The organism is Mesorhizobium sp. P160927, from assembly GCF_057766385.1.
Map to the genome: position 1 here is coordinate 461,075 of NZ_JBYMDW010000001.1, position 13,964 is coordinate 475,038.

At 64.4% G+C, this 13,964-nt stretch carries 11 protein-coding genes; 2 read left to right on the plus strand and 9 right to left on the minus strand.

The window, feature by feature from the left end; all coding sequences use genetic code 11:
* Positions 1 to 38: 38 nt before the first annotated feature.
* Positions 39 to 1,571 (plus strand): mannitol dehydrogenase family protein, encoded by a 1,533-nt coding sequence (locus tag AC3CB8_RS02340; RefSeq protein WP_352595834.1) that lies wholly within the window; start codon positions 39 to 41, stop codon positions 1,569 to 1,571.
* Between the two features lie 112 nt (positions 1,572 to 1,683).
* Here AC3CB8_RS02340 and AC3CB8_RS02345 read toward each other — a convergent pair whose 3' ends face one another.
* From AC3CB8_RS02345 to AC3CB8_RS02380, 8 genes are all read right to left on the minus strand, one after another.
* Entirely contained in the window at positions 1,684 to 2,091 is a 408-nt protein-coding gene (locus tag AC3CB8_RS02345) for a F0F1 ATP synthase subunit epsilon (RefSeq protein ID WP_023771760.1), read from the minus strand.
* A gap of 111 nt (positions 2,092 to 2,202) precedes the next feature.
* Positions 2,203 to 3,798 carry a F0F1 ATP synthase subunit beta gene (gene atpD, locus AC3CB8_RS02350; protein WP_352564008.1) on the minus strand — a complete coding sequence of 532 codons (1,596 nt, stop codon included), beginning with the start codon at positions 3,796 to 3,798 and terminating at the stop codon, positions 2,203 to 2,205.
* Positions 3,799 to 3,868: 70 nt separating this feature from the next.
* Positions 3,869 to 4,753 (minus strand): F0F1 ATP synthase subunit gamma, encoded by an 885-nt coding sequence (locus AC3CB8_RS02355; RefSeq protein WP_023771762.1) that lies wholly within the window; start codon positions 4,751 to 4,753, stop codon positions 3,869 to 3,871.
* A gap of 46 nt (positions 4,754 to 4,799) precedes the next feature.
* The gene (gene atpA / locus AC3CB8_RS02360) at positions 4,800 to 6,329 is read right to left on the minus strand and encodes a F0F1 ATP synthase subunit alpha (RefSeq protein ID WP_352548825.1); all 1,530 of its coding nucleotides are present in this window, start codon (positions 6,327 to 6,329) and stop codon (positions 4,800 to 4,802) included.
* The gene (locus AC3CB8_RS02365) at positions 6,329 to 6,889 is read right to left on the minus strand and encodes a F0F1 ATP synthase subunit delta (RefSeq protein ID WP_023771763.1); all 561 of its coding nucleotides are present in this window, start codon (positions 6,887 to 6,889) and stop codon (positions 6,329 to 6,331) included. Before AC3CB8_RS02365 ends, atpA begins: the two co-directional genes overlap by 1 nt.
* Positions 6,890 to 7,135: 246 nt before the next feature.
* On the minus strand, positions 7,136 to 7,531 hold the full coding sequence (locus AC3CB8_RS02370) for an AGROH133_08824 family phage infection protein (protein ID WP_023771764.1): 396 nt from the start codon (positions 7,529 to 7,531) through the stop codon (positions 7,136 to 7,138).
* 96 nt (positions 7,532 to 7,627) lie between these two features.
* A complete protein-coding gene (locus AC3CB8_RS02375; protein WP_352564007.1) occupies positions 7,628 to 8,323 on the minus strand; it encodes an aspartate/glutamate racemase family protein in 696 nt (231 codons plus the stop codon).
* A 49-nt stretch (positions 8,324 to 8,372) separates the two neighbouring features.
* Positions 8,373 to 10,556, minus strand: coding sequence for a primosomal protein N' (locus tag AC3CB8_RS02380; RefSeq protein ID WP_352564006.1), 2,184 nt, complete (start codon positions 10,554 to 10,556; stop codon positions 8,373 to 8,375).
* Between the two features lie 91 nt (positions 10,557 to 10,647).
* Here AC3CB8_RS02380 and fsa point away from each other — a divergent pair, with 91 nt between their 5' ends.
* The gene (gene fsa, locus AC3CB8_RS02385) at positions 10,648 to 11,304 is read left to right on the plus strand and encodes a fructose-6-phosphate aldolase (RefSeq protein WP_023771766.1); all 657 of its coding nucleotides are present in this window, start codon (positions 10,648 to 10,650) and stop codon (positions 11,302 to 11,304) included.
* A gap of 67 nt (positions 11,305 to 11,371) precedes the next feature.
* Here fsa and AC3CB8_RS02390 read toward each other — a convergent pair whose 3' ends face one another.
* Complete coding sequence (locus tag AC3CB8_RS02390; protein ID WP_352564005.1) at positions 11,372 to 13,828, minus strand: DNA translocase FtsK; 2,457 nt, start codon at positions 13,826 to 13,828, stop codon at positions 11,372 to 11,374.
* Positions 13,829 to 13,964: the final 136 nt, after the last annotated feature.

Sequence of the window (13,964 nt, forward strand, 5' to 3'; positions counted from 1 at the left end):
TACCCCGCAAACCGTTCCATGAGATGAGTGCCGAATTGATGACAGACCGCCGCCTTTCCAACCGCACGGCGCAGGCATTGCCGGTCAAGGTCGCCGCGCCTCGATATGATCGTGGCGCGATCACGCCGGGCATCGTTCATCTGGGCGTCGGCGCCTTTCACCGCGCCCACCAGGCCGCTTATATCGATGAATGCCTGGCGGCCGGCGAAACGGACTGGGGCATATCAGGCGTGTCGCTGCGCAGCGCCGATACGCGCGACGCGCTGGCGCCGCAGGACGGGCTATACACCTTGGCGGTGCGCGGCAGCGGCGGCGAGAAGCTGCATGTCATCGGCTCGATCGGCTCGCTGCTGGTGGCGCCGGAAGACCCGGAAGCGGTTCTGGCGGTGCTGGCCGATCCGCGGACCCGCATCGTGACGCTGACGATCACCGAGAAAGCCTATTTGCGGGCGGCCGGAGGCGGATTGGACGCGGCGCATGCCGACATCGTCCACGACCTTGACAACCCGCGAACACCGAAGACGGCGCATGGTTTTCTGACCGAAGCGCTCGCCCGGAGGCTGGCTGCTGGCACACCGCCCTTTACCGTGCTTTGTTGCGACAACCTGCCGGCCAACGGCGCCACCTTGCACCGGCTGCTGATCGAATTCGCCACGCGGCGCGATGCCGGTGCCGGTTCGGCGGCCGATGCCGGAATGGCCGACCACATCGCCGGTCACGTCGCATTTCCGTCAAGCATGGTCGACCGCATCGTGCCAGCCACGACCGATGCCGACAGGGCGCGGATAGCGGGCGAACTTGGTGTCGACGACGCCTGGCCGGTGATGACGGAACCCTTCCGCCAGTGGGTGATCGAGGACGATTTCCCGACGGGCCGGCCGGCCTGGGAAAAATTCGGCGTCACCATGGTTGGGGATGTCGCTCCCTTCGAGGACATGAAGCTGAGGCTGCTCAACGGCGCGCATTCGGGCATCGCCTATCTCGGCCTGCTCAGCGGCCACGCGACGGTCGACAGCGCCTTCGCCGATCCGGCGATCCGGCGGTTCGTCGACGCGCTATGGCAAGAGGCCATAACAACGTTGCCGGACGATGCCGGCCTCGACCCATCAGCGTATACGGCTGAGCTTGCGGAGCGTTTTTCAAACACGGCACTTGCCCACCGCACGGCGCAGATCGCCAATGACGGCAGCCAGAAACTGCCGCAGCGCATTATCGCCTCGGCTGTCGAGTGCCTCGAAGCCGGCACCGAGCTGGTCCATCTCACGCTGGTGGTGGCTGCCTGGATCGCCGCCTGCGCGGCGCGCGGAAAGGCGTTGCCGGAAGGCCATTTCACCGATCCGCTCGATGCGCCGATGACCGCGCTTTTGGACCAGCAGCTGCCGGCGAACGAAACCGTGACGGCGGTGTTTGACATGGCCGGCTTCGCCCGGGATCACGCCGAGCGCCAGACGCTGATGGAACTCGTGGCCGTCCATCTCGTCCACCTGCGACGAGACGGCCCGACTTTGACCTTCGCCGCGCTCGGCATAGAAGCTGAAGGACAGCAAGGCGCGAGCGGTACAGAACCTTGATTCGTCGTGCACCTCCAGCACCGCCGCCACACCAACTCTCACGCCACAATAGCCCGACAAACAAAAAAAGCGGGGCAAGGCCCCGCTCCAATCCGTCACCTTGAGACGAGTTTCAGGCCGGCAGGATCGCGCCTTCCAGCGTGGTGAGCTGGCTAAGGAATTGTTCGGCCTTGCTGCGCGACTGATCGTCCTTGGCGTCCGCGGCATCTTCCCTGGCTTCCTGGATGCGGCGGGTGAGATCGGCGCGGTCGACGTCCTTCACCGCGACAGCCGATTCCGCCAGCAGCGTGCAGCCGGCCGGGACGATGTCGGCGAAGCCGCCGAACACGACATAGCGTTCCTCGCTCCCCGAGGCGCTCTTCACCGTGACGACACCCGGCTTGATCGTGGTCATGACCGGCGCGTGATGAGCCATGACGGTCATCTCGCCTTCGGCGCCTGGAATAACGACGGATTCGACCTCGGCGGAAACCAGCAGGCGTTCCGGCGAAACCAGTTCGAACTTGAAAGCTTCAGCCATGTCAATTTAGCGGGTAGGGAATAGTGAGTAGTCGATAGTGATGGGAGCACGAAACGCCCAGGTCACGCCGCTATTCTCTTCTCGCTGCCCACTACTCCCTATTCGCTTGATTTACGCCGCTTCTGCCGCGAGGCGCTGTGCCTTCTCGACCGCTTCCTCGATGCCGCCGACCATGTAGAAGGCGGCTTCCGGCAGGTGGTCGTAGTCGCCGTTGCAGAGGCCCTTGAAGCCCTTGATGGTGTCGGCGAGGTCGACGAGCTTGCCAGGCGCGCCGGTGAACACTTCGGCGACGAAGAAGGGCTGTGACAGGAAGCGCTCGATCTTGCGGGCGCGGGCCACCGTCTGCTTGTCCTCTTCCGAGAGCTCATCCATGCCCAGGATGGCGATGATGTCCTGCAGCGACTTGTAGCGTTGGAGGATCGACTGCACCTGGCGGGCGACGCCATAATGCTCGTCGCCGACGACCAGCGGGTCGAGCATGCGCGAAGTCGAGTCCAGCGGATCGACGGCCGGATAGATGCCCTTCTCGGCGATCGAACGGTTGAGCGTCGTCGTCGCGTCAAGGTGAGCGAACGAGGTCGCCGGTGCCGGATCGGTCAAGTCGTCGGCCGGCACGTAGATCGCCTGCACCGAGGTGATCGAGCCCTTGGTGGTGGTGGTGATGCGTTCCTGAAGCGCGCCCATGTCGGTGGCGAGCGTCGGCTGGTAGCCCACGGCCGACGGGATGCGGCCGAGCAGCGCCGACACTTCGGAACCCGCCTGCGTGAAGCGGAAGATGTTGTCGACGAAGAACAGCACGTCCTGGCCCTGGTCGCGGAAATATTCGGCGACCGTCAAGCCGGTCAGGCCGACACGGGCGCGCGCGCCCGGCGGCTCGTTCATCTGGCCGTACACCAGCGCTGCCTTGGAGCCTTCGCCGCCGCCCTTCTTGTTGACGCCGGATTCGATGAACTCGTGATAGAGATCGTTGCCTTCGCGGGTGCGCTCGCCGACGCCGGCGAACACCGAGTAGCCGCCATGCGCCTTGGCGATGTTGTTGATCAGTTCCTGGATCAGCACGGTCTTGCCGACGCCGGCGCCGCCGAACAGGCCGATCTTGCCGCCCTTGGCATAGGGCGCCAAGAGGTCGAGCACCTTGATGCCGGTGATCAGGATCTGGGCTTCCGTCGACTGCTCGACATAGGTCGGCGCCGGCTGATGGATCGAGCGCATTTCGATTGCGTCGACCGGGCCTTCTTCGTCGACCGGTTCGCCGATGACGTTGATGATGCGGCCGAGCATGCCCGGGCCGACCGGCACGGTGATCGGAGCGCCGGTGTCGCGCACTTCCTGGCCGCGCACCAGACCTTCGGTGGAGTCCATCGCGATGCAGCGCACGGTGTTTTCACCCAGATGCTGGGCAACTTCGAGCACCAGGCGGTTGCCGACATTGGTCGTCTCGAGCGCGTTCAGGATCGCCGGCAGGTGATCGCCGAATTGCACGTCGACAACGGCGCCGATGACCTGCCGAACCCTGCCGACAACGCCGGTGGCTTTCGTGACCACGGCCTGCGTCTTGGCAACCACGGCCTTGGCCGGCGCTGCTGCTGCCTTGGCCGGAGCAGCTTTTGCCGCCGCCGCCGGAGCCCTGGCCGCCTTCACGGGGGCTGCTGCCTTGGGGGCTGCCGTCTTCGGAGTTGCCTTCTGGGGGGTCGCTGCTTTCGCCATCGTCTTTACCCTTTTCGTCCTTTGTTTCTCACGCGGTCCGGTTCGCGGGAAAGTCTCCCGCGGACCGCGCCTAGAGCGCCTCGGCGCCCGAAATAATTTCGATCAGTTCCTTGGTGATCTGCGCCTGCCGCTGGCGGTTGTAGGTGATCGACAGCTTGTTGATCATCTCGCCGGCGTTGCGCGTCGCATTGTCCATGGCGCTCATCTTGGCGCCCATTTCGCCGGCGGCGTTTTCGAGCAGCGCCCGGAAAACCTGCACGGAGATGTTGCGCGGGATGAGGTCGGAGAGGATTTCGCCCGGCTCCGGCTCATATTCATAGACGGCGCTGCCGCCATCCACCGCCGCGGCCGGAGCCGAAGCGACGCCGGCCGGGATGATCTGCTGCGCGGTCGGGATCTGGCTGATCACCGACTTGAACTGCGAATAGAACAGCGTGCAGATGTCGAAGGCGCCCTCGTTGAACAGATGAATGACCTTCTTGGCGATCGCGTCGGCATTGACGAAGCCGAGCGTCTTGACCTCGCGCAGATCGACGCGGTCGATGATCATCGATGCATAGTCGCGGCGCAGGATGTCGAAACCCTTCTTGCCGACGCAGATGATCTTGACCTGCTTGCCATCGGCCAGAAGCCGGCGGATGTGATCGCGGGCAAGACGTGCGATCTGCGAATTGAAACCGCCGCACAGGCCGCGCTCGGCGGTGCAGACCACGAGCAGATGCACGGCGTCCTTGCCGGTGCCCGTCATCAGCGCCGGGGCATCGCCGCCACCGCCGATCGCTTGGGTGATGTTGGCCAGCACGGAACCCATGCGCTCCGAATAGGGGCGCGCCGCTTCCGCCGCCTCTTGCGCACGGCGCAGCTTCGCCGCGGCGACCATCTGCATCGCCTTGGTGATCTTCTGCGTCGCCTTGACCGAGGCGATACGGTTACGAAGGTCTTTTAATGAAGGCATGCTTCAAACCTGATCCCGTCTTGTCTCATCCGGACTGGCGCTTCGCTCAGGCGAAGGTCTTGGCGAAGGCGTCGATCTCGGCCCTGAGCTTGGCGCGCAGATCGTCCGAAAGCGCCTTTTCCTTGCGGATGGCGTCGAGAACGTCCTTGCCCGCCGCACGCATGTGGCTGAGCAGGCCGTGCTCGAACTTGCCGACCTGGTTGACCGGCAGCTTGTCGAGATAGCCGTTGACGCCGGCGAAGATCACCGCGACCTGCTCTTCCGTCTTCAGCGGCGAGAACTGCGGCTGCTTCAGGAGTTCGGTCAGGCGCGATCCGCGGTTGAGCAGGCGCTGCGTGGCGGCATCGAGATCCGAGCCGAACTGCGCGAAGGCCGCCATTTCGCGGTACTGCGCGAGCTCGCCCTTGATCGAACCGGCAACCTGCTTCATCGCCTTGATCTGCGCGGCCGAGCCGACGCGGCTGACCGAGAGGCCGACGTTGACGGCCGGACGGATGCCCTGGAAGAACAGGTTGGTTTCGAGGAAGATCTGGCCGTCGGTGATCGAGATCACATTGGTCGGGATATAGGCCGACACGTCGTTGGCCTGCGTCTCGATGATCGGCAGGGCGGTCAGCGATCCGCCGCCCAGATCGTCGTTGAGCTTCGCGGCGCGCTCGAGCAAGCGCGAGTGCAGGTAGAAGACGTCGCCGGGATAGGCTTCGCGGCCTGGCGGGCGGCGCAGCAACAACGACATCTGGCGATAAGCGACGGCCTGCTTCGACAGATCGTCATAGCTGATCAGCGCATGCATGCCGTTGTCGCGGAAATATTCGCCCATGGTGCAGCCGGCGAACGGCGCCAGGAACTGCATCGGCGCCGGGTCGGAAGCGGTGGCGGCGATGATGATCGAGTATTCGAGCGCGCCGCGCTCTTCCAGAACCTTGACGAACTGCGCGACGGTCGAACGCTTCTGGCCGACGGCGACGTAGACGCAGTAGAGCTTTTCCTTTTCCGGGCCGTTATCGTGCACCGACTTCTGGTTGAGCATCGTGTCGAGGATGATGGCGGTCTTGCCGGTCTGGCGGTCACCGATGACCAGCTCGCGCTGGCCGCGGCCGACCGGGATCAGGGCGTCGATGGCCTTGAGGCCGGTTGACATCGGCTCGTTGACCGATTTGCGCGGAATGATGCCTGGTGCCTTGACGTCGACGCGCTTGCGTTCGGTCGCCTTGATCGGGCCCTTGCCGTCGATCGGGTTGCCAAGCGCGTCGACGACGCGGCCGAGCAGGCCGGGGCCGACAGGAACGTCGACGATGGCGCCGGTGCGCTTGACGATGTCGCCTTCCTTGATGTCGCGGTCGGCGCCGAAGATGACGACGCCGACATTGTCGGCTTCGAGGTTGAGCGCCATGCCGCGGATGCCGCCTGGGAATTCGACCATTTCGCCGGCCTGGACATTGTCGAGGCCATAGACGCGGGCGATACCGTCACCGACGGACAGCACCTGTCCGACTTCGGAGACCTCGGCCTCCTTGCCGAAATTCTTGATCTGATCTTTCAGAATTGCGGAAATTTCCGCGGCGCGGATGTCCATCAGCCGACCTCTTTCAGTGCAAGCTTGAGCGAATTGAGTTTGGTTTTGAGCGACGTATCGATCTGGCGCGAGCCCATCTTGACCACCAACCCGCCGAGCAGCGATGGATCGACGGTGACGGAAATGGCCACGTCCTTGCCGGCAACGCCCTTCAGCGCGGCCTTGAGTTCGGTCTGCTGGGCCGCGGTCAGCTCATGAGCCGACGTCACCTCGGCGGCAGCCTCGCCACGGTGCTCAGCGGCGATCTGGCGGAATGCCTTGATCATGCCGGGCACCGCGAACAGGCGGCGGTTCTTGGCGACGACGCGCAGGAAATTGCCGGTCAGACCGATGATGCCGGCCCTGTCGGCGATCGCCCCGATGGCCTTGGCCTGGTCCTCGCTGGAGAATACCGGGCTGTTGATCAGCCGGGTGAGGTCGCCACTGCCCGCGAGCATGGCCTCGAAACTGGTGAGATCGGCCTCGACCTTGGCGACGGAATTTGCCTGCGATGCCAGTTCGAACAGCGAACCGGCATAGCGTTCTGCGACACCTGAGATTGGCGATGACGATTGAGCCACGGACCGTCTTTTCTCTTGTCTGACAGGCCGCAGATTGTTGGCGCGAGCGAAAACTCTGGCTAAATCTTTGACCTTACTGCATTTTTTTAAGCACGGAGGCGCGGCTTCCGCTATCCCCGGCCGAAAGTCGATTGCCGTCTAGCACAGGCATTTTAAGACCGCAATGCGTCGTTCCGCATGGTTTTCAGGCACTATTGTCGCATCCGGCGAAAGATCAGCGTCCCGCGCGCCTGAATACCCCAGGATTCAGGGCACAAAGCCGAAGGCAAAGGCGAGCGGCAAGGCCGCGAGCGCCAATTCCACCACAATGGAAATCCAATTGAAAGGTGTATTGGCGCCATCCGACATCATCGACAGCAGCCGGCCGAAGGCGGTGAACAGCCATGAAAATCCGAGCGCCATGTAGACCAGCGGCTGCGCGAGCAGGATGCAGCACAGGCCGACTCCGAGATAAAAGCCCGACATGCGGCCGCGCCCCTCGGCGATCGCCGCCGCCTTCTCGGGTTTCGCCTGCAGGCGCAGGATACGGAACGCCAGCCCCGGCGCCAGGAAAAACAGAAGGCCGAGCAGCACGGTGAAGACCGCGCTCGACCAGGCCAGCCATTCGCCCTGGCTCGTCGGCCATGGAAGCGCAAAATCCATCGTGTCCCCTCGAAATGCCTGTTTTGAAAATCGCCGACATTCTAGCGAAGGAAAGACCCTGCGCCAGATGGCTTCAGCCACTTTAGGAAACGCGCATCAACCCAGTGCGAATTCCACCGCCGCCTCGGCATGGATGCGCGTCGTGTCGAAAACCGGAATGTCGAAATCCTCCTGGCCGATGAGCATGGTGATCTCAGTGCAGCCCATGATCAGGCTGTCGGCGGCTTCGTCGCGGCGCAAGCGGTTTGCCTCGGCGACATAGGCCGCCTTCGAGGCTTCTGTGACGATGCCCTGACAGAGTTCTTCGTAGATGACGCGATGCACCATGTCGCGCCCGGCCGAATCTGGCACCACTGGCGACAGGCCATATTTGTCGGCAAGCCGGCCCTTGTAGAAGTCCTGCTCCATGGTGAACCGCGTTGCCAGCAGCGCTGGCCGCCGCAGGCCGGCCTGCCTGACCGTGGCCGCGGTTGCGTCGGCGATATGGATGAGCGGGATCGACACAGCCGCCTGCACCTGGTCGGCCAGTCTGTGCATGGTGTTGGTGCACAGAAGCAGGCCCTCCGCACCGCCGGCCTCAAGTTTGTGCGCGGCATCGATCAGCAGCGCGCCGGCACCGTCCCAGTCGCCATCATGCTGCCGTTCGGCAATCTCGGCGAAATCGAACGACCAGAGCAGCAGCCTCGCCGAATGCAGGCCGCCCAGCCGCTCGCGCACGATCTCGTTGAGCAGGCGGTAGTAGATGGCACTCGATTCCCAACTCATGCCGCCGAGCAGGCCAAGGGTTTTCATGTGATCTTCCGATTCTCTCGTCGAGACAGCTGGAGTTGAATTCGCGTTCCTACAAAAAGCTTTGCGGATCGATGTCGACCTGCACCCGAACCGAGCCGCGCTGTTTCGGCCCGTTGGCCAGCATGGTGCGGATGAACCCCTGCATGTCGGCGCGCCGTTCGCCCTGGATCAGCAGGCGGAAGCGGTGGCGACCGCCGAGCAACGATAATGGCGCTTCCGCCGGCCCTAGCACGAACAGATCCGACGCCTCCGGTGCGGAGCGGCGCAGGCCGCGTGCATGGCCTTCCGCCTCCGCCCGCGTCACCGCGCTGACGATGACGCCGGCCAGCCGGCCGAAGGGCGGCAAGGCAGCGCGTTCGCGCTCTGAAATCTCGCGCTGGTAGAAAGACTCGGCATCGCCGGAGACGATCGCCCGCATCACCGGATGGTCGGGCTGGAAGGTCTGCAGCAGGCCAAGGCTCTTCTTGCCGGTGCGGCCCGCACGGCCGGTCACCTGGCTGAGCAGCTGGAAAGTGCGCTCGGCGGCGCGCGGATCGCCATTGGCAAGGCCTAGGTCGGCATCGACGACGCCGACCAGCGTCATGTTCGGGAAATTGTGACCCTTGGCGACCAGTTGCGTGCCGATGACGATATCGGCCTCGCCATTGGCGATAGCCTCCAGTTCCAGCCGCAACCGCCGTACACCCCCCATGATATCCGACGACAGCACGATGGTGCGCGCGTCCGGGAAATGCGTGACGACCTCTTCGGCGATGCGCTCCACCCCCGGCCCGCAAGCGACCAGATGGTCGAGCGTGCCGCATTCGGGGCAGGCTTCCGGCCGGCGCTCATTGTGACCGCAGTGATGACACACCAACTGGCCGCGAAAGCGGTGTTCGACCAGCCAGGCCGAGCACACCGGGCAGCCGAAACGGTGGCCGCAGACCCGGCATAGCGTCAGCGGCGCATAGCCCCGCCGGTTGAGGAACAGCAGCGATTGCTCCTTCTTCTCCAGCGTCTTGCGCATATGGTCGATCAGCACCGGCGACAGGAAGCCGCCACGCGCCGGCGGCGCGCGGCGCATGTCGATCGACTTGAGATCGGGAAGTGCCGCCTCGGCGAAGCGGGCGGAAAGCACAGCCCTGGCATAGCGGCCCTGGCTGGCGTTGACCCGGCTCTCGACCGAAGGCGTTGCCGACGCCAGCACGACGGGAAAGCCGCCAATATGGCCGCGCACGACAGCCATGTCGCGCGCATTGTAGAAAACGCGGTCTTCCTGCTTGTAGGCCGGGTCGTGCTCCTCGTCGACGACGATCAGGCCGAGCTGCTTGAACGGCAGGAAGAGCGCCGAGCGCGCGCCGGCGACGACACGCACGCCCCCTTCCGCCACTTGCCGCCAGACTTTTTCGCGCATCCTGGGCGGCAGGTCGGAATGCCACTCGGCCGGCTTGGCGCCAAAGCGCCCCTGGAACCGTTCGAGGAAAGCATGCGTCAGCGCGATTTCCGGCAGCAGGATCAGCACCTGTTTGCCCTGATCGAGCGCGGCGGCCACCGCCTCGAAATAGACCTCGGTCTTGCCCGAACCGGTAACACCATCGAGCAGCGAGACATTGAACGCGCCGGCCGCGACATTGGCGCGCAGCATCGACGCGGCGTCGTTCTGGTCCGGCATCAGGTCCGGCAGGGCATAGCTTGGGTCGGGTGCGGCCACCACAGGGCGCGGCGGGATCATCACCGTTTCGAACACGCCTTGCGCTTTCAGCCCCTCGATTACGGTCGACGACACGCCGGCGGCGTGCGCCAGCCCCGAGCGCGTCCAGGCAAGCCCTCCTTCGGCTGTCTCCAGCACCCGCGTCCTCGCATCGGTCATCCGATCCGGCATGACGAGTGTCCGCTGCAGCCCTTCGATCCAGGGTTCGGGATCGAAAGCTTCCGGCGCACGCAACAGCATGCGCGCCACCATGCCCGGCGCCGACAGCGTGTATTGCGCCACCCAGTCGACGAAGCGGCGCATGGCGCGGTCGATCGGCGGACAGTCGAAAACCTGTTCGATCGGGCGCAATTTCCTGGCATCGACCTGCTCGACCACGCCGTCCCAGACGATGCCGGCGACCTGGCGCGGCCCAAGCGGCACGCGCACGATCGAGCCCGGCACCACCCGCATGCCGGCCGGCACGGCATAAGTGTAGGGGCGTTCGGCCGGCATCGGCACCAGCACCGGTGCGGCTGCGACAAAGGGCGAATCTTCGATCATGAGGCGTGACCTTGCCCCGACTTTGGTCTAGATCAAAGAGCAAGGCTGAACGTGCCTTCCCAAGCACGACGAAATCGTCAGGAGACCCGCCATGAAATTTTTTGTCGACACCGCCGACGTCAAGGATATCCGTGAGCTGAACGATCTGGGGCTGCTCGATGGCGTCACCACCAATCCGTCGCTGATCCTGAAATCCGGCGGCAAGATCGCCGAGGTCACCAAGCAGATCTGCGACATCGTCAAAGGTCCGGTCTCGGCGGAAGTCGTGGCGAGCGAGTACAAGCAGATGATGGCCGAGGCCGAGGTGCTGTCCAAGATCGCGCCCAATGTGTGCATCAAGGTGCCGCTGACGCTGGACGGCTTGAGAGCCTGCAAGACGATCCGCACCGAGATGAACCGAATGGTCAATGTCACGCTGTGCTTCTCGGCCAATCAGGCGCTGCTCGCGGCCAAGGCCGGCGCATCCTTCATCTCGCCTTTCGTCGGCCGCGTCGACGATACCGGCGCGGACGGCATGGAACTGATCCAGGAGATCCGCCAGATCTACGACAATTACGATTTCCAGACCGAGATCCTTGTCGCCTCGGTGCGCACGGTGAACCATATCAAGCAGGCGGCGCTCATCGGCGCCGACGTCGTGACCGCACCGCCGGCGACACTGAAGGCATTGGTGAAGCACCCGCTTACGGACAAGGGTCTGGAGCAGTTCACCGCCGACTGGGCCAAGACCGGCCAGAAAATCGGCTGAGACTATTCAGCTCCAATGAAAAAGGCCGGGCAACCGGCCTTTTTGTTGGCGTCATGACAGCCTCCGCTCAATCCGCGTCGTCAGTGTCAGGCACGGCCGCCGGCTGGCGTTTGCCTGCCATGATCTCGCGCTTGCCGACATGGTTCGGTGCGCCGACCAGACCTTCCTTCTCCATCCGCTCGACCAGTGAAGCGGCGCGGTTGTAGCCTATGCCGAGGCGGCGCTGGATGTAGGACGTCGAACATTTCTTGTCGCGCAACACCACCTTGACCGCCTCGTCATAGCTGGAATCGCCATCCTCCGCGGCAACGGCTCCCTTGTCGAAGACCGCTCCCTGGTCGTCTTCCTCTTCCTCTTCATCCTCGTCGGCCGTAACGGTCTCCAGATATTCCGGGCGGCCCTGCGCCTTCAGATGCGCCACGACATGCTCGACCTCTGCGTCGGACACGAAGGGGCCGTGCACGCGGGCGATGCGCCCGCCGCCCATCATGTGCAGCATGTCGCCCTGGCCGAGCAGCTGCTCGGCACCCTGCTCGCCCAAAATGGTGCGGCTGTCGATCTTGGAGGTGACCTGGAATGAGATTCGGGTCGGGAAGTTGGCCTTGATAGTGCCGGTGATGACGTCGACGGAAGGCCGCTGCGTGGCCATGATCAGGTGGATGCCGGCGGCGCGCGCCATCTGCGCCAGGCGTTGGATGGCGCCTTCGATCTCCTTGCCGGCGACCATCATCAGGTCGGCCATCTCGTCGACGATGACGACGATATAGGGCATCGGCGCGAGGTCGATCTCCTGCTGTTCGAACAACGGCTCGCCGGTGCCCTTCTCGAAGCCGGCCTGCACGGTCATGACGACCGTCTCGCCCTTGTCGCGGGCGGTGGCGGCGCGCTCGTTGTAGCCGTCGATGTTGCGCACGCCGAGCCGCGCCATTTTGCGATAGCGGTCCTCCATTTCGCGCACCGCCCATTTGAGCGCGGTGACCGCCTTCTTGGGATCGGTGACGACGGGGGTCAGAAGGTGCGGGATACCGTCATAGACCGACAGTTCGAGCATCTTCGGGTCGACCATGATCAGCCGGCATTCTTCCGGTTTCAGCCGGTAGAGCAGCGACAGGATCATGGTGTTGATGGCGACCGACTTGCCGGATCCCGTGGTGCCGGCGACAAGCAGATGCGGCATCTTCGCCAGCTCGGCGATGACAGGTTCGCCGCCGATCGTCTTGCCAAGGCAAAGCGCGAGCTTGCAGCTGGTCTTGCGGAAGCCCTGCGATTCGATCAGTTCACGGAAATAGACGGTCTCGCGGGTCTCGTTCGGCAGCTCGATGCCGATGACGTTGCGGCCGGGCACCACGGCGACGCGCGCCGAGACCGCCGACATGGAGCGCGCGATATCGTCGGCGAGACCAATGACACGGGAGGATTTGACGCCGGGCGCCGGCTCGAACTCATAGAGGGTAACGACCGGACCAGGGCGAACATGGATGATCTCGCCTCGCACGCCGAAATCCTCCAGCACGCTTTCCAGAAGATCTGCATTCTGCTCGAGCCGCTCCTGCGACATGTAGAAGCCCTGCCCTTCCGGCGGTTGCTGTAGCAGCTCCTCCGAGGGAAGCTCGTAGCCTTCGCCCGTCACCCGCTGCACAACCTTGCCAGCCATGGGCAGCGACGGACGCGCTGCGAGATTGGTTTCCTCCACACGTTGCGCAAATGGCGCCCGGGCGGCGCTGGCTGCGGCAGGCGCCGTCGCGGCCGTTGTCCGAGCCAGCCGGGCGGTCCTGCCTGCCGGGACGCACGGCTCGACCACCACTTTGTTGGAGTTGGCCGGAAAGACGTCCGGCAGGGCGGGTGGAACCTGGCCAGGAAGGCATTCGATGACGCGGAACAAGGCGGTGACATCGGCCACCACCGGTCCGGAGTCACCGGCCCGCACGGCGGCAACCGGCGGAGCCGGGACCGGTGCACGTGGGACCGGGCTGACTTGGCGGGCCGGGGCCACGTCGACCAGAAGCGGCGCCAAGCCCTCGAAGAAAGCATGATCCGAAAGATAGGGCCGCCGGGCTTTTTCAGCGGGGGCTGCTTTGACCGGCGCGCCATTCCCGACAACGGGCGCCGGGCGCGTGGCCGCTCGTGCCGTTGCTGGCGCCTTTAGAGCCGCCGGCGCAACGCCTTGCGCCGTCTCCCCGCTACGCGCCGGCTGAGCGGGCCCGGCCGATGCCGGTCCGCGATGCATGACGCCAGGACCGACCTGCTGCGTCGGGAGCGCCTGCGGGTCGTCCTGCCCGGCAACTTCGTCCTGCGGTTGGCGGTGCTTTGGCTCATAGTCCGGCGTGCGTGTAAAACGCACATTGGGTGCAAGGAAAAAATACTCTTGCCAGGCAGGGCTTTCGGTGTCGCCACCCTGCGGGAAAGAAGCACCGGACTGGCGGACGTCGACCTTGCCGCGCGGGCCGCCGGAACGCTCTCCTTGGGGGTCATCGGGCGCAGCTGTGTGCAACGAATTGATCCGAGAAAAACGCCTGGCTTCCATGCTCAAGACTCACTGTGAAACGACTGCCGAGCAATAGGGAGCGAGTGGTTAACAGTTGCTTCCTGTCAGCGTCGCTGGAGCGATCGAGGCACATCTTTCGCGGCGAAGCGCTTGGCTGAAAAGCGGGCTAACCCTG